At 74.0% G+C, this 19,954-nt stretch carries 21 protein-coding genes and 1 tRNA gene; 13 read left to right on the top strand and 9 right to left on the bottom strand.

Annotated features, from left to right (window positions below):
* Positions 1 to 390 precede the first annotated feature (390 nt).
* The 4 genes from ACFYNO_RS19230 to ACFYNO_RS19215 all read left to right on the top strand — a co-directional run bounded on the left by ACFYNO_RS19230 (position 391) and on the right by ACFYNO_RS19215 (position 3,921).
* Positions 391 to 1,647, top strand: coding sequence for a peptidase S8 (locus ACFYNO_RS19230; RefSeq protein WP_388013205.1), 1,257 nt, complete (start codon positions 391 to 393; stop codon positions 1,645 to 1,647).
* A gap of 327 nt (positions 1,648 to 1,974) precedes the next feature.
* Complete coding sequence (locus tag ACFYNO_RS19225) at positions 1,975 to 3,009, top strand: GNAT family N-acetyltransferase (protein WP_388013202.1); 1,035 nt, start codon at positions 1,975 to 1,977, stop codon at positions 3,007 to 3,009.
* Between the two features lie 148 nt (positions 3,010 to 3,157).
* Complete coding sequence (locus ACFYNO_RS19220) at positions 3,158 to 3,337, top strand: hypothetical protein (protein ID WP_388013199.1); 180 nt, start codon at positions 3,158 to 3,160, stop codon at positions 3,335 to 3,337.
* Complete coding sequence (locus ACFYNO_RS19215) at positions 3,334 to 3,921, top strand: AAA family ATPase (RefSeq protein ID WP_388013196.1); 588 nt, start codon at positions 3,334 to 3,336, stop codon at positions 3,919 to 3,921. Before ACFYNO_RS19220 ends, ACFYNO_RS19215 begins: the two co-directional genes overlap by 4 nt.
* A gap of 46 nt (positions 3,922 to 3,967) precedes the next feature.
* Here ACFYNO_RS19215 and ACFYNO_RS19210 read toward each other — a convergent pair whose 3' ends face one another.
* Positions 3,968 to 4,726 carry an N-acetyltransferase gene (locus ACFYNO_RS19210; RefSeq protein ID WP_388013193.1) on the bottom strand — a complete coding sequence of 253 codons (759 nt, stop codon included), beginning with the start codon at positions 4,724 to 4,726 and terminating at the stop codon, positions 3,968 to 3,970.
* A 110-nt stretch (positions 4,727 to 4,836) separates the two neighbouring features.
* On the opposite strand from ACFYNO_RS19210, the gene ACFYNO_RS19205 reads away from it, so the two are divergent.
* A complete protein-coding gene (locus tag ACFYNO_RS19205) occupies positions 4,837 to 5,733 on the top strand; it encodes a MerR family transcriptional regulator (RefSeq protein ID WP_388013190.1) in 897 nt (298 codons plus the stop codon).
* A 168-nt stretch (positions 5,734 to 5,901) separates the two neighbouring features.
* The gene (locus ACFYNO_RS19200; protein WP_388013187.1) at positions 5,902 to 6,654 is read left to right on the top strand and encodes a ferritin-like domain-containing protein; all 753 of its coding nucleotides are present in this window, start codon (positions 5,902 to 5,904) and stop codon (positions 6,652 to 6,654) included.
* Positions 6,655 to 6,658: 4 nt separating this feature from the next.
* Here ACFYNO_RS19200 and ACFYNO_RS19195 read toward each other — a convergent pair whose 3' ends face one another.
* Complete coding sequence (locus ACFYNO_RS19195; RefSeq protein WP_388013184.1) at positions 6,659 to 7,018, bottom strand: hypothetical protein; 360 nt, start codon at positions 7,016 to 7,018, stop codon at positions 6,659 to 6,661.
* Between the two features lie 75 nt (positions 7,019 to 7,093).
* Between ACFYNO_RS19195 and ACFYNO_RS19190 the strand changes: the two genes are divergently transcribed.
* On the top strand, positions 7,094 to 7,396 hold the full coding sequence (locus ACFYNO_RS19190; protein ID WP_388013181.1) for an ArsR/SmtB family transcription factor: 303 nt from the start codon (positions 7,094 to 7,096) through the stop codon (positions 7,394 to 7,396).
* 18 nt (positions 7,397 to 7,414) lie between these two features.
* Here the strand turns inward: ACFYNO_RS19190 and ACFYNO_RS19185 are convergent, their stop codons facing one another.
* Positions 7,415 to 8,596, bottom strand: coding sequence for an alpha/beta hydrolase family protein (locus ACFYNO_RS19185; RefSeq protein WP_388013178.1), 1,182 nt, complete (start codon positions 8,594 to 8,596; stop codon positions 7,415 to 7,417).
* Between the two features lie 374 nt (positions 8,597 to 8,970).
* Here ACFYNO_RS19185 and ACFYNO_RS19180 point away from each other — a divergent pair, with 374 nt between their 5' ends.
* The 3 genes from ACFYNO_RS19180 to ACFYNO_RS19170 all read left to right on the top strand — a co-directional run bounded on the left by ACFYNO_RS19180 (position 8,971) and on the right by ACFYNO_RS19170 (position 11,287).
* The gene (locus tag ACFYNO_RS19180) at positions 8,971 to 9,726 is read left to right on the top strand and encodes an SDR family oxidoreductase (RefSeq protein ID WP_388013175.1); all 756 of its coding nucleotides are present in this window, start codon (positions 8,971 to 8,973) and stop codon (positions 9,724 to 9,726) included.
* 52 nt (positions 9,727 to 9,778) lie between these two features.
* Positions 9,779 to 10,417 carry a hypothetical protein gene (locus ACFYNO_RS19175; RefSeq protein ID WP_388013172.1) on the top strand — a complete coding sequence of 213 codons (639 nt, stop codon included), beginning with the start codon at positions 9,779 to 9,781 and terminating at the stop codon, positions 10,415 to 10,417.
* Positions 10,418 to 10,711: 294 nt separating this feature from the next.
* Complete coding sequence (locus ACFYNO_RS19170) at positions 10,712 to 11,287, top strand: DinB family protein (protein ID WP_388013169.1); 576 nt, start codon at positions 10,712 to 10,714, stop codon at positions 11,285 to 11,287.
* 11 nt (positions 11,288 to 11,298) lie between these two features.
* Here ACFYNO_RS19170 and ACFYNO_RS19165 read toward each other — a convergent pair whose 3' ends face one another.
* Entirely contained in the window at positions 11,299 to 11,859 is a 561-nt protein-coding gene (locus ACFYNO_RS19165; protein WP_388013166.1) for a DUF6817 domain-containing protein, read from the bottom strand.
* Between the two features lie 195 nt (positions 11,860 to 12,054).
* Here ACFYNO_RS19165 and ACFYNO_RS19160 point away from each other — a divergent pair, with 195 nt between their 5' ends.
* Positions 12,055 to 12,960, top strand: a complete 906-nt coding sequence (locus tag ACFYNO_RS19160; protein ID WP_388013163.1) for a LysR family transcriptional regulator — start codon at positions 12,055 to 12,057, stop codon at positions 12,958 to 12,960.
* A 26-nt stretch (positions 12,961 to 12,986) separates the two neighbouring features.
* Here ACFYNO_RS19160 and ACFYNO_RS19155 read toward each other — a convergent pair whose 3' ends face one another.
* Positions 12,987 to 13,715, bottom strand: a complete 729-nt coding sequence (locus tag ACFYNO_RS19155; protein WP_388013160.1) for an RraA family protein — start codon at positions 13,713 to 13,715, stop codon at positions 12,987 to 12,989.
* Between the two features lie 89 nt (positions 13,716 to 13,804).
* Positions 13,805 to 14,659, bottom strand: coding sequence for an oxidoreductase (locus ACFYNO_RS19150; protein WP_388013157.1), 855 nt, complete (start codon positions 14,657 to 14,659; stop codon positions 13,805 to 13,807).
* Positions 14,660 to 14,797: 138 nt separating this feature from the next.
* On the opposite strand from ACFYNO_RS19150, the gene ACFYNO_RS19145 reads away from it, so the two are divergent.
* Together ACFYNO_RS19145 and ACFYNO_RS19140 are read left to right on the top strand one after the other, a co-directional pair.
* The gene (locus ACFYNO_RS19145) at positions 14,798 to 15,715 is read left to right on the top strand and encodes a LysR family transcriptional regulator (RefSeq protein WP_388013154.1); all 918 of its coding nucleotides are present in this window, start codon (positions 14,798 to 14,800) and stop codon (positions 15,713 to 15,715) included.
* 103 nt (positions 15,716 to 15,818) lie between these two features.
* Positions 15,819 to 15,889: transfer RNA gene (locus ACFYNO_RS19140), tRNA-Cys, on the top strand.
* A gap of 78 nt (positions 15,890 to 15,967) precedes the next feature.
* Here ACFYNO_RS19140 and ACFYNO_RS19135 read toward each other — a convergent pair.
* The 3 genes from ACFYNO_RS19135 to ACFYNO_RS19125 form a co-directional block, all read right to left on the bottom strand.
* Positions 15,968 to 17,575: a glycoside hydrolase family 27 protein gene (locus ACFYNO_RS19135; protein WP_388013151.1), complete on the bottom strand. Its 1,608-nt coding sequence runs from the start codon at positions 17,573 to 17,575 to the stop codon at positions 15,968 to 15,970.
* A 144-nt stretch (positions 17,576 to 17,719) separates the two neighbouring features.
* Positions 17,720 to 18,907: a winged helix DNA-binding domain-containing protein gene (locus tag ACFYNO_RS19130; protein WP_388013148.1), complete on the bottom strand. Its 1,188-nt coding sequence runs from the start codon at positions 18,905 to 18,907 to the stop codon at positions 17,720 to 17,722.
* 75 nt (positions 18,908 to 18,982) lie between these two features.
* Positions 18,983 to 19,915, bottom strand: coding sequence for a hypothetical protein (locus ACFYNO_RS19125; protein ID WP_388013145.1), 933 nt, complete (start codon positions 19,913 to 19,915; stop codon positions 18,983 to 18,985).
* Positions 19,916 to 19,954: the final 39 nt, after the last annotated feature.

Below are 19,954 nucleotides of genomic sequence, written 5' to 3'. Positions count from 1 at the left end.
GCTACGAGACGGCCGGGGCTGTCGTCCGAACGCGCGTTCCTGTTGGTGGTACCTGAGGGCTGGTCAGTCTGGCGCCAGCGATCGTACTCGCTGCTCAATCGGCCCGGCGACCGAGTGGGGCGGCTCGGCCGGAAGCGTTGTCATGTTTCGGCCGATAGGCGCTCAGGTAACGGGCGATCACATCCAGCAGGGTGCAGGTGAACGGGTTGTTGAATCCCGCCGGAACTCTTGTTGACCTGATCATGTCTGGCTAGCCTCATCGCGGGTCAACCAGCCGAACGGAGATTCGGTAGGCCGTACACCCCCACCTGCCCGCGGACCGTACCCCGGTCCACGGGCCGACCCGTCCGCGCAGTGCCCCTCGGTCCCACAGCCACAGGAGGCAGTCAGTTGTTCAGCTCCCCCACCACCGCCCGGATCCGGAAGACCGCCCTCGCGCTCACCGGAACCGCTGCACTCGCCGTCTCCAGCCTGGCCGTCGCCGCTGGACCGGCCGATGCGGCGAGCGGTGCCGCCGTCCACACCAAGGGCGGCACGTCCTGGATCCGCTCCTGTGCCACGCTGGCCGCCGGTGACACCATGGCCTGCAACGCGCTCAAGGTCACCAGCGCGGTCCAGCACATCAGCCCCCTGGGCGTGACCCCCAACGCCACGCCGTCGGGCTTCGGGCCGGCTGACCTGCTGAGCGCCTACAACCTGCCGGCGAACGGCGGTGCGGGCCAGACCGTCGCCATCGTCGACGCCTACAACGACCCCAACGCCGAGTCCGACCTGGCCGTCTACCGCGCCCAGTACGGCCTGCCGGCCTGCACCACGGCCAACGGCTGCTTCAAGAAGGTCAGCCAGACCGGCAGCACCAGCAAGCTGCCGGCCGGCAACTCCGGCTGGGCCGGCGAGATATCGCTCGACCTGGACATGGTCTCGGCGATCGCGCCCAACGCGCACATCATCCTGGTCGAGGCGACCACGGCGAGCATGAGCAACCTGGGCACGGCGGTGAACGAGGGCGTCAAACTCGGCGCCAAGTTCGTCTCCAACAGCTACGGCGGCGGCGAGTCCTCGGCCGACTCCTCGTACGACAGCAGCTACTTCAACCACCCGGGCGTCGCGATCACCGCCTCCTCGGGCGACTCGGGCTACGGGGTGGAGTACCCGGCGGCGTCCAAGTACGTCACGGCGGTCGGCGGCACCGCGCTCACCCGCGCCACCAACAGCCGCGGCTGGAGCGAGTCGGTCTGGTCCACCAGCAGCACCGAGGGCGCCGGCTCCGGCTGCTCCGGCTACGAGGCCAAGCCGACCTGGCAGACGGACACCGGCTGCTCGCACCGCACGGTGGCCGACGTCTCCGCGGTCGCCGACCCGGCCACCGGCGTCGCCGTCTACCAGACGTACGGCGCCTCCGGCTGGTCCGTCTACGGCGGCACCAGCGTCGCCGCCCCGCTGATCGCGGCCGTCTACGCGGATGCGGGCGCCCCGACCGCCGCCGTCCCGGCGGCCGACGCCTACGCCCACCCGTCCGCGCTGAACGACGTCACCGCGGGCGCCACCACCTCGTGCAGCCCGTCCTACCTCTGCACCGCGGGCGCCGGCTACGACGGCCCGACGGGCCTCGGCACCCCGAACGGCCTGGCGGCGTTCACGGGCTGACGCCCGGTCGAGGTCCAACGGGACCCGGGACGCCCAACGGAGGTGGGGCGTCCCGGGTCCCGGCGTTTGGCGGGGGAGGGGCGGTGACCCGAGGCCCGGGGATGTGCGCCGGAGGTCGGCGGAGCCGACTTCCGCGCTGGGCCGCCCGGGTGGGCCGCGGGTGCGGCCCGCCGTGCACAGGTACTCACGGCATCACCTCCGAGGACCGTCCAACGGACCCCGCCCTCGCCCGTCGCCCCACCCGTCGCCCCCGCCCATGGACTCCCGCCCGCCGCCCCCGGATCAGGAGGCATGATGGGTTGTCAGTCCACAGACATGGGAGACCCGGTGACCCTCGACATCCAACCGCTCGACCCGCGCCACGCCACCGAAGAGACCCTCGACGGCTACCACGTGATGCGGGCCGCGGCCTGGGCCGTCGACTTCCCCGAGGACCCGCCGCTGACCAGGGAGGGCGCGATCGGCCGGCTCCGCACCCCGCCCGCGCACGAGGGTCCGGGCCGAGTCTGGGCGGGCTACCTGGACGGGCGGCTGATCGGCACGGTCCGGCTGGCGCTGCCCGACGCCCCGAACGACGGGATCGCCAACGTCGAGGTGTTCGTCCACCCCGAACTGCGGCGGCGCGGGCTCGGCACCGCGCTGCTGCGGTCAGTGCTGCCCGACGTGCTGGAGTCCGGCCGCGGCACCGTGCACGGCACACCGGTGAAGCCCGAATCCGCCGCCGCGCCGTGGGCGGCCGGCCTCGGGTTCGAGGTGACCCACAGCATGGTGATGCAGCTCCTGCGGGTCACCGAGACCCCGGCGCACCTCTGGGACGTCCCGATACCGGCCGGCTACCGGCTGGAACAGTGGACCGGCGCGACCCCCGAGCCGCTGATCGAGTCGTACGCGCTGGCCCGACAGGCCGTCAGCGACGCACCGTGGGGCCGGACCAGCTTCCGGACGCCGCGCTGGACCGCCGACCAGATCCGGTCCGAGGACCGCGAGCTGGCCGCGGCCGGTACCGAACCCTGGGTGGCGGTCGCCGTCGACGAGACCACCGGGCAGGTGGCCGGCATGCACTCCGTCCACAACTACCCGCACCGCCCGACCTACGGCTACGTCCAGGACACCGCCGTACTCTCCGCCCACCGCGGCCACGGCCTGGGCCGGGCGATCAAGGCGGCCCTGATGCGTCGGGCGCTGGAGCGGCGGCCCGACCTGGAGCTCGTCTTCACCACCACGGCGGTCACCAACACCCACATGATCGGCATCAACCAGGTGCTCGGCTACGCGACGGCCCGGACCCTGGACTGGATCGAGACCCCGACGTCGCGCCTGGTCGACCGGCTGCGCGAGCGACTGGGCGGGTCGCACCCCTGAGTCGGACCGCCACCCAGCAGTGCAACCGCTGATCGCGGGCCCGCGCGCTCCGAGCGAGGTCGACCATGGCCTCCAGGACATGCCGGGATGATCCTCTGATGGTCTCCGAACAGGCCTGCGTACCACCGCGGGCCGGGAAGGCACGCCCGTGCTCAGCGCGGTCGCCGATGATGGCTCCACCCGGTCCGGCTCCCTGATCGACGAGATCGTGCGCGAGGGCCCCGAATTCCCGAAGGCCGCCGCAAGGATCACCGACGACCGTGAAGAGGCCCGGGCCGGCGCGCACTTCGAAAGCGGCGTCCTGGTCGAGCGCGAGGCCGCGGCATGACGCGCCGCCCGACACTGCTCGTCGTCAGCGGCCCGCCCGGGGCGGGCAAGACGACCCTGGCGCATGCCCTGGCCGAGGTTCTGGGCTGGCCGACGGTCTGCCGTGACGAGATCAAGGAACGCCTGGCCGCCACCGGTGCGGACCCCGCCGATCACTCGAACCTGAAGACGCTGGAGGTGTTCTTCCGCACTCTCGGCGACCTCCTGGCCTCGGGGGAGAGCCTGGTGGCAGAGGCGGCCTTCCAGGACCGACTCTGGCGTCCGGGCCTGGAACCGCTCGCGGATCTGGCCGACATCCGCATCGTGCGCTGCACCGTCGATCCCGAAGTCGCCCGCATCCGCATCGCCCAGCGCGCCGCCGAGGATCCCTCGCGCGCCGTTCATGCGGACGCCGAGCTGCTGCACAGGATCGCGGCAGGGGAGCGGCCGATCGAGTCGTGGGTCCCGATCGCGCTCGACGTCCCCTGTCTGCTCGTGGACACCACGCAGGGCGGGCGGGCAGCCCTGACACGAATCGTCGAATTCGCCGCACACGTCGCAGGGCCAGCCTCTGACGATCCGCTGACGACTCCTACTGGCCCATGAGATCGCTGCAGCACCTGTCACCAGGCCGGCCGAGCGGCGAGCCGGCTCAGAGCCGGTGCCGCACCCACACGTTCGGCTCGACGTAGACCGCCACCCCCGCCGTCACGTCGCAGTGCACGGGGACCAGGGCGCCGGGGACCAGGACCGGGCCGGGGGTGTCGAAGGGGAGGCCGGTCCAGGTGCGCCATTCGGGGAGGGAACCGGGGATGGTCATGGAGGCGGGGGCGACCTTCTCGATCGTGGCGCCGGCGCGGACGTGGACGCGGAGCCAGGGGTCGTGGGGGAGGCCGTCGGCGGGGCGGCTGCGGAAGGCGTAGTCGGACATCGGGGTGTCCGGCTCCTGGTGCTTGGCGCTGGGGCGGACGGGGGCGACCAGGTCGGTGAAGCCGCGGGCGGCGGCGTTGCGGCGCATGGCGGTGAGGAGGGTGGTGGAGAGGCCGGTGCCCTGGGCGTCGGGGCGGATGGCGATCTCCAGCGCGGTCACGGTGTCGGGCGTGTCGCCGCGGCGATGGTCGGCGACGGCCCAGAGCAGCACCGCGTCCCAGCCGCGGTCGGGCAGCAGGCCGCCGCGCTTCGGGGAAGTCAGTGCGAACGGGGCGCTGAGGCCGCGGGCGACCAGTTCGCCGTCGCGGTCGGTGGCGATCAGCACGTACTCCGGGAAGAGTTCCGGGACCAGGCCGAAGCAGGCGTTGGCGGCCGTGTCGTGGAGCATGAAGGCGGCCCAGCTGTCGGGCATGCCCCAGAGGCGGTCGGCGTACTCGGGCCGCTCGGCGAGGGTGGTCACGGTGAGCTCGGAGAGGTGCATCCCCGCAGGCTAGGGCCGAGATGGCGGGTCCTGCCAGCGGAAATCCGGCGAGCGGAAATCCGCCCGGTCCGCTTGCAGCTCCCCCGAGGGGAGGCGGCAGGCTGGGTCGGGTGGACGGCGATACGTGGTACTCGATCGGTGATCTGGCCCGGCTGGCCGGGGTGACGGTGAAGACGGTGCGGTTCTACTCGGACCGGGGCCTCCTGGCACCCGCCGGGCGCAACCCGGCCGGGCACCGCCGGTACCGGGCGGAGGACCTGGACCGGCTGGAACTGGTGCGGACGCTGCGCGATTTGGGGCTGGACCTGGCCACCGTGCGGCGGGTGCTGGAGCGCGAGCTGTCGCCGGCCCGGGTGGCGGCCGAGCACGCCGCCGCGCTGGAGGTGCAGCTGCGGGTGCTGCGGCTGCGCCAGGCCGTGCTGGTGATGGCGGCCGAACGAGCTTCGAGCCTGGAGGAGTTGGGGACGATGAACAAGCTGGCCCGGCTGGCCGCCGAGGAACGGCGGCAGCTGATCGAGGAGTTCCTGGACGAGGCACTGGGCGGGCTGGCCGAGCGGCCGGAGTACCGGGGTGTCGCCCGGTCGCTCACCCCGGAGCTGCCCGAGGGGTGCACGGAGGCGCAACTGCGGGCCTGGGTGGAGCTGGCGGAGCTGAGCCGGGAACCGGGGTTCCGGGCCGCGCTGCGTGCGATGGTCGAGCGGCACGCGAGGGAGAGCACGGCGAGAGGGGCGGGCGACGGGCGGCCGCGGCCCGATCTGGTGGCGGCCGTGCGGCGGATCGCGGAGGCGGGCACGGGGCTGGACCCCGGTGCGGCGGCCGCGGGGCCGACCGCCGAGGCGCTGCGGGCGGCGGGCGCGAGCAGTCCCGAGGCCTTGGAGAGCGCCTACGACCCGCGCCTGGCCCGGTACTTGAGCCTGCTCGCGGTGGTCAACGAGTGGCCCGCCCCGGTGGACCCCCGCCCGGCGCTCGCCTGGGCGGCAGCCGTGCTGCGCGCCCATCCCGCCTAGGCCGCCCATCCCGCCCATGCTGCCCATCCCTCCCAGCCCGGCGAGGCGTGAATTTGAACACGTTCAAGCTTGCGGTACGGTTGCCATCAGTAGCGCCGGTATACGGCGTTCTGCGCGGGTCTGTCCGGAAAGCGGGGCAGCTGGTGCATCTGATGGGGGGACGCGGGAATGGGCGTGCACGGTTTCGCCGGATGGGTGGCGGAGTTCGAGGGGGAGAAGGCGGGCCGGGCGGCGACGCCGGAGCCGGAGTGGGGCCGGGGAGCCGACCTGCCCGCCGCGCTCTGCCGCAGCCTGCAGAAGTTCCAGGTCGGCGAGGACGGCGACGGCGCCAACCTGATCGCCAAGGCCGACCGGGCCGGCGACCCCGGCTACTCGGCGGCCGTGCGGCTCTTCGTCGACGAGGAGCGCAACCACGCCCGCCTGCTGGCGGAACTGCTGGGCGCGGCCGGCGTCCCGCTGCTGGACGGCCACTGGACCGACGCGCTGTTCGTCCGGGCCCGCAGGCTGCTGGGCCTGCGCACCGAGTTGATGGTGCTGATGGTCGCCGAGCTGGTCGCCGTCGAGTACTACGGGAAGGTGCGCGACGGCGTCGCCGACCCGCTGGCCCGGGACGTCGCGGCGCGGATCCTGCGCGACGAACGGCGGCACATCCCGTTCCACGTCCTGCGGTTGCGCCAGTCGCCGGCCGGGCGCGCGGCGCCGTTCCAACTGTTCGCGGTGCTGGTGTGGCGGCTGCTGGTGCCGGTCGCGGCGGTCTTCGTGGCGGTGGACCACGGCCCGGCGCTGCACGCCGTCCGGGCCTCCCGGGTCGGCTTCGTGCTCGCGGTGCTGCGCCGGGCCTCGGCCGTCGCGGCGGAGCTGTCCGGCAAGGGCGACCGGGCGACCGCGCCCGTGACCGCGCCCGAGCCGGCCGGCGAGTGATCGGTCAGCCAGTCACCGCGCCGTCCTCCGGGCGGCCGAACTGCACGTACTCGATGACCGCCCCGCCCGGGTGCCGCAGGGTCGCGTTGCGGCCGGTCGGCACCGGGTTGGGGCCGTCCAGCACGGTGCCGGTGGGCAGCACGGCGTCCAGGTCGTCCACCAGCACGGTCGCCTGGGTGGCCCGGTAGGGGGCCAGCGCCTCCGGCGTGCCCGCGATCAGCAGGAAACCGCCGACGCTCGCCAGCTCCAGGCCGCGGTAGTCGAACCGCAGCCGCGGCTGCTCGCCGGCGAGCGCGGTGAAGGTGGGTAGGGCGGTGTCCAGGTCGTCCACGTAGATGCGGGCCAGGGTGGCGAGCGCGGGCATGGCGGGGCCTCCGGAGTGCCGGCTTGATCGTTTCGACTTTCCCGAAACGTTGAAACGATCGGCATACTAGCTGCCATGACGGAGGGACGGGAACGGGCACCGGAGCTGGATCTCGAACTGGCGGCGGTGCTGCACGCGCTCGGCGACCCGGTGCGGCTTGCGCTGGTCCGGCGGATGGCCGAGCTGGGGGAGAGCGCCTGCAGCCCGGACGGCCTGGTGGTGCCGCGCTCGACGCTCTCCAACCACTGGCGGATCCTCCGGGAGGCGGGGCTGACCACCACCCGGCAGGAGGGCAAGAACCGGATCATGGCGCTGCGCCGCGCGGAGCTGGACGCCCGCTTCCCCGGCCTGCTCGCCGCCGTGCTCGGCGGGCCCTGACCCGTACCGCCGCCGCGCTCAGTGCTGGAAGGACACCTCGGGGAACGCACCTGACGGCCCGTCGAGCAGCGGCTGCGCGATGCCCTTGAGCTGGAGGTCGAAGAAGGCCGCCACATAGGCCTGGGTGATCCGCTCCTCACGCGCCGGCGGCACCGTCTCGCCCTGCACCGGCACGCCGAGCCCGGCCGCGAGCAGCGGCAGGTCGGTGAAGCTGGAGTGGGTGAACCCGTCGACGGTCACCCAGCGCTTCCAGCCGGACAGCTGCTGCCAGGCCGCGGACCAGTTCTCGAACGCGGGCCCCGTGAGTTCGTCCGGGGCGCCGAAGAGCAGGAAGGGACGGTCGCCGACCCCGGCAGCCGGCTGCTCCTCGTGGAAGCTGCCGTCCAGGTCGGCACCGGCCCGGATCCGGGGGTCCTGGGCCATCGTGAGGGCGGCCGAGGAGCCGCCGATCGAGTGGCCCGCCAGGCCGATCCGGTGGCGGTCGATCAGGTGGGCGTAGCGCCAGGCCGGGTGCGGGCCGGTCAGCTGGTCGATGACGAAGGAGAGGTCCTTCGCCCGGCTGTGCTCGATGTCCGTGAACCCGTTGGGCGGCGGGTTGTCGCAGATCAGGCAGGTCAGGGTCTGCCCGTCGGGGAAGGTGGTGCCGAAGTTCTCGTAGGTGTGGTCCACGGTGGCGACCACGTAGCCGCGCGAGGCGAGGTCCTCGGCGAGGCCGGTGAGCGAGGAGCGGGGAAAGCTGAAACCGGGCGAGAGCACGACCAGCGGGTACTTGCCCGGTGCCGGTACGGCGCCCTGGTTCGCCCAGGTGGCGGGCAGCGGGAGCGGGCCTGGCGGGATCGGCGTGCCGGCCGGGGCCTTGCCCGCGAGCAGCAGGTGGGCCTCCTGCTGGGTCATGTAGGGCGCGGGCCCGGTGCCGGTGCCGGGGCGGGCGGGGTAGAAGAGCGAGACCATCAGCCGGCGCGGCCCGGCGCTGGGTACCCACGGGTCGGTGCGCTGGTGGTCGACCAGCTCCAGGGCCGTGGTCCCGACGGTCAGCGGGCCGGTGGGGCGCGGCAGGGCGAAGCCGTCGGCGACCGCGGGGGAGCCGGGCTCCGAGATGGGCGCGGCAGCGGAGGGCGGGGCCGCGGCGGCGGAGACCGAGACGGGCAGGACGAGGGTCAGCAGGGCGGCCGCGGCGGCCACCCGACGAGGTGTGATCATGGGCTCAACGCTAGGAATTCGCGCCGCCGCGGGCGTCCGCCCGCAGGCCTCCGCCCACGGGATGACGGGGCATCAGCCGGTGGGCGGATGCGGCTGCCGGGGGCTCAGCCCGGCTGCGGGGCAGGCCGGAGCCGGCCATCTGCTCCGGTGGAGAGCGGGAGGAACCGGCAGTGCCGGCAGTGCTCCGCCAACTCCGCCGGCAGGGCCCGGCCCCCGATCCTGCCAGGGCCGGGCGCACGGCGCTGAGCTGGGATTTTGCGAAACCTTGCACCCCGAGTGAAGCGATAACCCGTACGCCATATGATCAACCGTCAGTGTGACTTGATGGCATGTCATTTGGTCGAGTGATCAGAGTGTCTGAGGAGACGCGAATCATGACGCAGACGGGGGCGCGGGACCTGGCGGGCAAGGTCGCCATCGTGGTCGGCGGCAGCCGCAACCAGGGTGCGGCCTGCGCCGAGGTGCTGGCGGCGCGCGGGGCGACCGTGGTGATCAGCTACGCCAACAACGCGGCGGCGGCCGAGGAGACGCTGGCCGCGCTGCGCGAGCACGGGGTGACGGCCGAGGCGGTGCACTCCGACGCTGCGGTCTCGGCCGACGTCACCGCGCTGTTTGAGGGAGTGGTGGCCCGGCACGGCCGGGTGGACATCGTGGTGCACACCCCGGGCATGGTGCTGAAGAAGCCGCTGGCCGAGGTGACCGACGAAGAGTTCGACCGCATGATCGACATGAACACCCGCAGCGCCTTCCACACCCTGCGGGCCGCCGCGCGCACGCTCGGCGACAACGGGCGGTACGTGATCCTCTCCACCACCCTCACCTCCGTGATGACCGGCCCGTACGGCCTCTACTCCGGCAGCAAGGCGGCGGTGGAGCGCATGGTGCTGGCGGCGGCCAAGGAACTCGGCCCGCGCGGCATCACCGTCAACGCCGTGGCGCCCGGCCCGGTCGACACCTCCTTCTACCGCGCCGCCGAGACCCCCGAGTCGATGGCGGCCGCCTCCCAGCACAGCCCGCGCGGCCGGCTCGGGCAGCCGGGCGACATCGCCCCGGTGGTGGGCTGGCTGGTCGGCGAGGAGGCCGGCTGGGTCTCCGGCCAGACGGTGCGCGCCAACGGCGCGATGTTCTGACCGCACCGGTCACCGAGCAGGACGAAGACAGCGGACGAAGGGGGACGGGACCGTGGCCGACTGGGGCACCATCTCGGCGCTGGCCACGGCCGGCGGCACGCTGGTACTGGCCGGGGCCTCCTTCGCCTCGATCCGCTCGGCCGACCGCGCGGCGCTCTCGGCCGAGCGGGCGCTGCTCGCCTCGCTGCGCCCGCTGCTGGTCGCCTCCCACCTGGGCGAGCCGGACCAGAAGGTGATCTGGCAGGACGGGCACGGCGCCAAGCTCGCGGGCGGCGCGGGCTACCTGCGGCTGGTCGGCGACCAGGTCTACCTGGCCGTCTCGCTGCGCAACGTCGGGCCGGGGCTGGGTGTGATCCACGGCTGGCGGGTGGTCGGCCACCCGGTGGCGGAGCGCCGCGAGCAGCCCGACCCCGCCGACTTCCGCGAGCAGGCCAGGGACCTCTACGCGGCACCCGGCGGCACCAGCTTCTGGCAGGCGGCGATCCGCGACCCGGCGGACCCGGACCACCAGCCGCTCTGCGAGGCGATGAAGCTGCGCGAGCGGGTGGACTTCGACCTGCTCTACGGCGATGCGGAGGGCGGGCAGCGGGTGATCAGCCAGTTCTCGCTCTTCCCGGCGCACGGGACCGAGGACGGCTGGATCTGCCAGGTGGTCCGGCACTGGAACCTGGACCGGCCGAACCCGCGGTGAGGGGGACAGTGGCGGGTTCTGCGAGGGACCTTCCGCCGAGCGCCGGTCAGCTGATATGAAGTCAGGGAGTCGTCCTGTCAACCGAGATGGTCTCGGCGGACGGGCGTTCCGTCGTTCTCCACCGCCCGCGCGTGCTGGCGTCCGGGCGTTACCTGCGGTTGCCGCCGCCGGGAGTGTGGGCTCCCGCCGGCGGCAGCGCGCAGGTCGGCGGGCACTCGGCACTGGCGGGATCTTGATGGCGGATGGCATTCCTGCCGCTGGCCGGGCCGCCCGGGCCGCGGGCAAGCTGGGCCCATGACCAGCGCAGACAACACCGCCGCCGCGGGCGACACCATCGTGCCCGACACCAAGGACTGGACCTGGGTGCTGGAGCGCGCCTGCCCCGACTGCGGCCTCGACACCGCTTCGGTGGACACCGCCACCGTCCCCGTCCTGGTCCGCGCCAACGCGGCCGGCTGGACCGTGCTGCTCGACGGCGACCCGGCGGAACTGCGCCGGCGGCCCGACCCGGCGACCTGGTCGGCCCTGGAGTACGCCTGCCACGTCCGCGACGTCTTCCGCCTCTTCGCCTACCGGCTGGACCTGATGCTCACCCAGGACGGCCCGCTCTTCCCGAACTGGGACCAGGACGAGACCGCGCTCGCCGAGCGCTACGGTGAGCAGGACCCGGCGGTGGTCTCGGCCGAACTGGCGGAGGCGGCCGAGGTGATCGCCGCCGCCTTCGAGCGGGTCGAGGGCGCCCAGTGGGACCGCACCGGCCTGCGCTCGGACGGCGCGCGGTTCACCGTCACCACCTTCGCCCAGTACTTCATCCACGACCCGCTGCACCACCTGTACGACGTCACGGGGGCCGAGCAGGCGCTGATCTGACGGGCCGCCCGCTAGCCGAGGAGCTCCGTGACGGTCCGCCGGGCCGGTCCGCTGAGCAGCGGCCCCCAGCGGGTGAACAGCGCCAGCAGGCCGGGGCCGTGGCGTTCCCGGAAGACCGGGTCCTGGCGGACCAGGTCCAGTTCGTTGGCCGCCGTCAGCTCGGCGAAGTCCCGCTGCTGGGCCGGGGTGGGGCGGAACGAGCGGCCGGTGAAGCGGTCGTGGAAGGCGGGCGGGTCGGCGGTCAGCGCGCGGTAGGTGGCGGCGCGCTCGCACCCGGCGTAGGTGAAGACGATGTCCTCCGCCGCCTGGCCGATCACCGCCGCCAGCTCCGCCCGCCGGTCCAGCGGCAGCAGCGGGACGGCGAACCCGTCCGTCCCGTAGCAGGCGTGGCAGAGGCCGGCCGACCGGAGCTCCGGGCGGGCGCCCCAGCCGGCCAGCAGCCCGGCGACCCGGTGCAGGTGGGCGAGGAGCGTGCCGCCGGGGTGGGCGATCTCGGCCGCGCCGAGCGAGCGCAGCAGGGCGTCGGCATCGGCATCGGCGCCGGCGTCGGACACGCCGGGGTGCTCGGACATCGGGACTCCTCCGGGTCGGGGCTTGCCCGAGGTCGGCACCTGTCCGGGCGTCCGCTGGTCGTCGTCCGGGTCCGGATCGCCGCCGCCTTCCCCGGACAGGATGCCGCCCCGGGCCGCTGACGATGCTTCAGCAATCGGTACACCCAAGTCAATCCTCGGGTTTCCTTCCATTGCCCCCATGGATACCTTGGGGGCATGACCCTGGACGACCTGCGAGTCTTCGTCGCCGCCTGCGAGGCGGGCAACCTCAGCGCCGTGGCCCGCGACCTCTCGCGCACCCAGTCGGCGATCAGCCAGCACGTCCGGCGGCTGGAGACCGAGTTGGGCCTGACCCTGCTGGAACGGCGCCCGCGCGGGGTGGCGCCCACCCAGGCGGGCAGCATCCTGCACGCCGCCGCCGCCCAGGGCATCGCCCAACTGGACCTGGCGCTGCGCCGGCTGCGCGACCTGCGGGAGGGCGAGAGCGGCACCGTGCGGATCGCCACCGGCTCCACCACCGTGCGGCACTTCATGGCGGCGGCCGTGGTGGAGTTCCGGCGCGGACACCCGGACGTGCACCTGGAGTTCCGCACCGAGACCTCCACCCGGGGCTGCTTCGACGCGCTGGCGGCCGGCGAGGCCGACCTGGCGTGGATCACCATCGGTGCGCCGGTGCGCGGGATCGAGCAGCGGCCGGTGCTCTCGCTGCCCTGGGTGCTCGCCGTGCACGCGGGCCACCCGCTGGCCGGGCGGGAGTCGGTCGCCCCGGAGGAGCTGAACGGGCTGCGGCCGATCCGGCTGCCGGAGAACTCGGCCGGCCGCGCCCACCTGGACGGCCAGCTCGCCGCCGCCGCCGTGGACGAGGCCAACGCGACGACCAGTGTGGCGGACTGGGACACCGCCATGCTGCTGGCCGGGCTGGACCTGGGCACCGCCGTGGTGCCCGACCTGCCGGACCTGCCCGGCCGGCGCGCCGCCGACCACCCCGAACTGCGGCTGGTGCCCATCCCGGAGCTGCCGCCGCTGGCGGTCGGCTGGGCGGCCCGGCAGTGGGAGGCGCTGAGCCGGGCGGCCCGGGAGTTCGCCCAGGCGGTGGTGGCGCAGCAGCGCGGAACGGCCTGACGGCGGCTGCTCCTCGAGGGCGGCGGTTACTCCTCGATGGCGCCGCCGATGCCGCGCAGGTGGTCGCGGAAGGTCAGTTCCGGGTCCTCGTCGCGCCGGGCCAGGTAGTCGGCGAAGGCGAGTTGGGCGCGCAGCGAGGTGCCGGTGCGGATCCGCTCGGCCTGCCGGCGCTCGGTGTCGCGGATCGACTCGGCCAGCGCCAGCAGCTCCTCGACCCGGTCGGCGGGGAGGAACAGCACCCCGTCCTCGTCGCCGAACACCAGGTCGTCCGGCCCGACCAGCCACTCGCCGAACCGGGCGGAGGCCGGCGCCTCGGCGGGCCGGGGGTCCAGCCGCTGCGGGCCGGTGGGGAGCGAACCCAGGCTGAACACCGGCAGGCCGATCGCCCGCAGGTCGGCGGTGTCGCGGTGCAGGCCCCAGATCACCACGCCGGCCAGCCCGGCGGCGGCCACCTCCAGCGCCACCAGGTCGCCCACGCAGGCCTCGTCCAGCCGCCCGCCGTTGTCCACCACCAGCACGTCGCCCGGCCCGGCGTGCCGCTCCAGCACCTCCAGGAACAGGTCGACGCTCCCCACGTGCCGCGCCGGCGCCACCCGTCCGGCCACCTTGACCGCGCCCACCCGCGCCTGCACCCCGGCCGGCGCACACCGCACCGCGACCCCGGCCCTGATGCACGCGTCCGCCAGGTGCGCCGTGCTCAGTGAGGCGAACCGCTCCCGCACCTTCTGCTGGTCCATGCCGACTCCTTCGCTCATGGGCACGATGCTAGAGGCCGCCCCGGGCGGGTGAGCAGGCGCCGGGCGGTGAGGGACCGCCCGGCGCGGGGCCGATGGCTGACGTGCCGTCAGCTCTCGAAGGCGGTGCTCAGGCTCAGCTCGGAGGTGTTGTCCAGGTCGGCGGCGACGGCCGCCAGCTTGCCGCGGATCGCCTCGACCGCGTCCGCGCCGAGGGCGAGGCGCAGCGGCGGCTCGGGCAGGGCGAGGGCGGCGAGCACGGCGTCGGCCGCCTTCCGCGGGTCGCCGGGCTGCAGGCCGTGGCTGCCGGAGAGGCCGCTGCGGACCGCGCCCACGGTCTGCTGGTAGTCCTCGATCACCGTGGCGCTCTGCAGCGAGGGGCCGGCGAACTCGGTGCGGAAGGCGCCCGGTTCGACGATCAGCACCTTGATGCCGAGCGGCGCGACCTCGCCCGCCAGCGCCTCCGAGGCCAGCTCCAGCGCGCCCTTGGCCGCGCAGTAGGCGCCGACGCCCGGGAAGGCGAGCGCCCCGCCCATGCTGCTGACCTGCACCACGGCGCCGCTGCCCTGCGCCCGCAGGTGCGGCAGCACCAGGCGGGTGAGGCGGATCGCGCCGAAGAACATCACCTCCATGGCGTTGCGCAGCTCGTCCTCACCGGTCTCCTCCACCGCGCCGATCAGGCCGAAGCCCGCGTTGTTGACCAGCACGTCGATCCGGCCGTGGGCGGCGACGGCGCTCTTCACCGCCTCCTCGCACTGCTCCGGATCGGTCACGTCCAGCCGTACCGCCGTCACCCGGCCCGGGAACTCGGCGACCAGCCCGGCCATCGTCTCCGGCCGGCGCACCCCCGCGACCACCACGTCGCCCGCCGCCAGCGCCGCCCGGACGAAGGCCGCGCCGAAGCCGCTGTTCGCGCCCGTGATCAGCCAACGGCGTGCGGTGTCGGCAATCTGATCGTTCGTCATGCGATAACCCCCTCGTATCGTCAGTGTGCTCCCGACCCTACCCAAGGCCGTTGCCCAAGCCGTCACCCGAGGCCGTTACCCGAGGCCACCACCCAAGACCGTCCGGACCGTCGGACCCGCTCCCTATACTCCCCGATCATGGAACTGCGCCAGCTTCAGTACTTCGTGGCCGTGGCCGAGGAGCGCAACTTCACCAGGGCGGCCGCCCTGGTGCACGTGGCACAACCCGGGGTGAGCGCGCAGATCCGGCGGCTGGAGCGCGAGTTGGGCCAGGAGCTGCTGGACCGCTCGGGCCGCTCGGTGCGGCTGACCGAGGCCGGCGAGGCCGTGCTGCCCTACGCCCGGGCGGCGCTGGCCGCCGTGGCCGGGGCCCGGCACGCCGTGGACGAGCTCACCGGACTGCTCCGCGGCCGGGTCTCGATCGGCACCGTGACCTCGCACCACGTCGACCTGCCCCGGCTGCTCGCCGACTTCCACCGCGACCACCCGGCGGTGGAGATCACCCTCGGCGAGGACGACTCGGCCGAACTGCTCGACGGGCTGCGCACCGGGCGCTTCGATCTGGTGATCGCCAGCACCGGGCACCGGACCCCGGACGGCCTGGCGGTGCGGGTGATCGACGAGCAGCAGGTGGTCGCCGCCGTCAGCCACGACCACCCACTGGCCGGAGTGACCGCCTTGCCGCTGGCCGCGCTGGCCGAGCAGCCGCTGATCAGCCTGCCCGAGGGCACCGGACTGCGCGCCCTGCTCGCCGAGGCCTGCGCCCAGGTCGGTGTCACCCCGCGGATCGCCTTCGAGGCCAGCGACCCCGACACCCTCGCCGACCTCGCCGCGCACGGGCTGGGCGCCGCCCTGCTCCCGGCCGGCTTCGCCGCCGCCCGGGCCGACCGGCTGCACTCCATCACCATCGACCCGCCCGCGATGCGCGGACGGCTGGTGCTCGCCTGGCGTGCCGAGGGGCCGGTCAGTCCGGCCGGCCGGGCGATGCTGACCAGGGCCGGGGCGGTGCTGGGCCGCTCCGGCGGCCGGCCCGACGGGTTGCGGCCGGAGGAGTGAGCGGTGCGGCCGAGCGGGTGAAACGAGCGCGCGCCCGCTGGTCGGCCGCCCTGCGGCTCGGACATGATCTCTCTCGTCGGCGCGGCAACCGGGCGCCGCTGCTGGTGGAGTGGCCGAGTGGTGAGGCAACGGCTCGCAAAGCCGTGTACAGGGGTTCGAATCCTTTCTCCACCTCAGGTCGGACGAGGGGCCCACGTCGTGGGCCCCTCGAACCGTTTCAGCTCGCTTCGGCTCGTTTCAGCCCGCTTCGGCTCAGCTCAGGCGCCACCGCTGGCTGCGGTCCCCGGAGCAGGTCGACAGCCGGGCGAGCGCGCCGTTGGCCGTGCTCCCGCCGGTGACGTCCAGGCAGAGCCCGGACTGAACACCCGTCACCGTGCCGTCCGGGTTGAACCGCCACTGCTGGTTGGCCCCGCCGTTGCAGCTCCAGATCTGCACCCGGGTGCCGGGCGCGGTGGCGTTGCCCGCGGCGTCCAGGCAGCGGGTCGCCGAGCCGGTGTAGACGGTGAGCCGACCGTCCGCGGTCCGGGTCCAGACCTGGTTGCCGCCGCCGTTGCAGTCCCAGATCTCCAGCTGGGTGCCGGGGGTGGCGGCGGCCCACGGCACGTCCAGGCACCTGCCCGAGCCCACGGCCGAGAGCACGCCGGACGGCACGGCGGGCGAACCGCCGCCCGACACCCGGTAGAGCACCGTCCCGTGCCCGGGCACCGTGGCGCTGATCGGACCGGCGGTGCTGCGCTGCGCCCCGCTCCACAGATCGGTCAGCGTGTAACTCGCGGCGCCGGTCTTGCCGACGGCCGCCGTGCTGGTGGTGATGGTCGCCGCGGTGGCGTTCTCGTCGAAGAGCAGCACCGCGACGTCCCCGCCCGCCAGCGGCCTGGCCAGCACGTCCAGCCCGCCGCCCGCCGCGACCAGCTGCCCCGGGCGGCCCAGCGGATCCTGGTCCACCGCCAGCACCCGGCGGTTGGTCAGCAGCGCCAGGGTGTCGGCGGAGGCCGAGGTGAGGTCGGTGCCGGCGATCAGCGGCGCGGCCAGCTCGGCCCAGAGGCTGAACTCGGTGCGGTCCTCGGTGGCGGACATGCCGTTGCCCACCTCCAGCATGTCCGGGTCGTTCCAGTGGCCCGGACCGGCGAACCCGCCCAGGCCCGCGGTGGCGTGGAAGATGCCCAGCATGCTGTCGTAGGTCGGCGCGATGTCGCCGGTGGTGCGCCAGGAGTTGCCGAGCGAGGCGCCCCAGGTCCAGACCGACTCCTCGCCCCAGTTGCAGAGCCCGAAGACGATCGGCCGCCCGGTGGCGTGCAGCGCGTCCCGCATCGCGGTGTAGCGGGAGGTGGCGCTGATCCCCTGGTTGGCGCAGTTGTCGTACTTCAGGTAGTCCACGCCCCAGGAGGCGAACGCGGCGGCGTCCTGCGCCTCGTGGCCCAGGCTGCCCGGGTAGCCGGCGCAGGTGGTCATGCCGCCGTCCTCGTAGATGCCGAGCTTCAGGCCCAGGCGGTGGACGTAGACGGCGGTGCCCGCGATGCCGTCCGGGAACTTGACCGGGTCCGGCACCAGGTTGCCGCTGCCGTCGCGGGTGGAGGTCATCCAGCAGTCGTCGATGTTGACGTACTGGTAGCCGGCGGCCTGCATGCCGTTGCCGTGCATGGCGTCGGCGGTCGACTTGATCAGGGACTCGGAGACGTTGCAGCCGTAGGCGTTCCAGTCGTTGAAGCCCAGGGGCGGGGTCGCCGCCAGGTCGGCGGGGGCGGATCCGGCGGGGGCGGACTCCGCCGCCGCGGCAGTGCCGAGCAGTGGGGCCGGGGCCAGCGGCAGCAGCAGGGCGAGGAGCAGGGGGAGGGCGCCGGTCGGTCGGCGGAGGTGCATGGACGGCTCCGTGAGGGAGAGAACATCTGAGCCAGATTGGTGGAATCAGAAGAACTCCTGAGCTGACGCTGCGTCAAACACCGTGCCGTATCGAGTTTTTGTGTTGAAATATGCGAGATGGCGGAATGCTCGGCCGTCAGCTCGTCAGCTCGTCAGCTCGCGCTCCAGCGGGGTGCGGAACCGCGGGGTCACCCGGACGCCGTCCAGCCAGGCCGCCAGCCGCTCGGCCTCCGCCGCCACGGCCGCCTCGCCGGCCTTGCCGATGTCGGCCAGCAGCCGCCACACCAGCTCGCCGTCGGCCCGCTGCGCCCAGCCGCCGACCACCCGGCCGTCCCACCACACCGTCGGGCCGTTGTTGCCCGTCCGGTCGTAGAGCGCGGGCACCAGCTCCGGGTCGAAGTACCAGTCCCGGCCGCGCCAGCCCAGCACCGTCGGGTCCAGGGCGGGCAGCAGCGCGGCCCAGGGCTCCTCGGCCTGCCCGCTCTCGTCGGCGTCCCCCGGGAGCACGAAACCCGTCGCGCCGTCAGCCAGCAGCACCTGAACGGCGCCCAGGTCGGCCAGGGCCGTGCGGACCTCGCGCAGCGTCCAGCCCGTCCACCACTTGACGTCCTCCTCGGTGCCCGGTCCGTAGCCGGTCAGCCAGCGGCGGATCACCTCGGCCTTCGCCTCCCGGACCGGCACCTCGGGCCAGGCCGGGACCAGCGCCCACGGGTAGCTGCTGCTCAACCAGGACCCGCGCGGCTTGCAGCGCCGGATGTGCCCGTCCGAGGCGAGCAGCCGCAGCAGGCGGCTGCCCACGCTCTGGCGCGCCTCGTAGGGCTTGCCGGGCGCCATCAGGATCGTCTCGCGCAGCGCCGGCACGTCCTCGGAGAGCTCGGCGGTGGTCGCCTCGCCGCGCTCGGCCAGCGCCGCCAGTACCTCCCGCTGGGTGTCGGCCAGCCGCGGCTCGTCCCAGCCCTCGGCGCCCTCGCGCAGGTGCTTGACCAGTGTGGCCCGCTCCTTGACCGCGATCGCCCTGGCCGCCGCCGCGCTCACCTGCGGCGCCAGCTCGGCGGTGACGGCGAAGATGGTGCGCCGCATCGAGAGCAGCTTCACCAGCGAGACGTCCTCGTACAGCGCCCGCTCGACCTCGGCCACCGAGGGCTCGGCCAGCCGGGCACCGGCGGAGAGGTAGACCGTGGCCGCGTCGGTCGCGTGCAGGCCGACCAGGGCGTCCGCCACCTGCTCGACCCGCTGGGCGCGGGCGGAGGGCAGCAGCAGGTGGCGCCGGGCGAGCCGGGCTCGGCGCTGCTCGTCGGTGAACGGGGCGGCGTGGGCGGAGGAGGCGGCCATGGCGGGAGCGTAGCGGGCGGTACCGACAACGGCGGTGTCATCGGTGGTGGCGTCATCGGTACCGCCCGGGGTGGTTCAGCCCTTGGCGTCGAGGGTGAGGGCGGCGGTGTGCAGGGTGTCGTCGGTCCGGAACTGGAGGAAGAGGCGCCAGGCGCCCGGCTTGGGCAGCTCGGCCTGGAAGGTCAGCTCCGGGCCGCCGTGATCACCCGTCACCTGGGTCTGCGGGTGCAGGTGGGCGAAGGCGAGGTCCTGGGCGCGGAAGGCGGTGAGGTGGGCGTAGGTCTCCAGGTAGGGCTGGAGGTCGGTGACGGGCTTGCCGTCCTTGCTGACGGTGATGGTGAGCTGGTGGGGCATGCCCGCCATCAGCTCGCCGCCGCCCGGGGTGGCCGCGGTCACGGTGTAGCCGTCGGGGGTGGTCGCCGTCAGGGCGGGGGACGCGGGTGCGGGGGCGGTGGGTGCTGTGGGTGCTGTGGGGGATGCGGGGGCTGTGCCCGGGACGGTCACCGTGCTGCTCAGGACGTAGCCCTTGCCCTGGCCGGGGCCGCTGCTCGGGGTGAAGGTGGTGAAGAACCGCCAGGTGCCCGGCTGAGGGGCCGTCAGCGGAGCGGTCCAGGTGCCGTCCGCGGCCAGGGTGGGGTGCAGGTGCTGGAAGCCGGTCAGGTCGCTGCGGACGGCGTAGAAGTGCAGCGGTTCGGTCTGCTCCGGGGTGTAGCCGGTGACGGGGTTGCCGTCCGGGGCCGTGATCCGGAAGCTGACGGCGCTGTCGCGGTCGGCCGGGAGGGTGGCGGGGAGGCCGGTCAGGCGGTAGCCGTCCAGGGTGTCGGAGAGGCCGTCGGTCTCGGGGGCGGACATGTCCATCCCGGGCATCGCCGTTCCCGGCGCGGCCGGGCTGCCGCTGGTCCTGGGCATGTCCATTCCGGCCATTCCCGAGGAGCCGCAGGCGGCGAGGGTGAGGGCGAGCGCGGCGGCGGAGGCGGTGAGCGCGAAGGTGCGGCGCGGGTGCGTCATGGGTCGGTCTTTCCGGGTGGCGCGCGGCAGCCGGATGGC

Source organism: Kitasatospora sp. NPDC006697, assembly GCF_042869935.1.
GTDB lineage: Bacteria > Actinomycetota > Actinomycetes > Streptomycetales > Streptomycetaceae > Kitasatospora.
The sequence above is the reverse complement of the archived record's forward strand: the minus strand, read 5'-3'. Positions and strand labels throughout refer to the sequence as shown.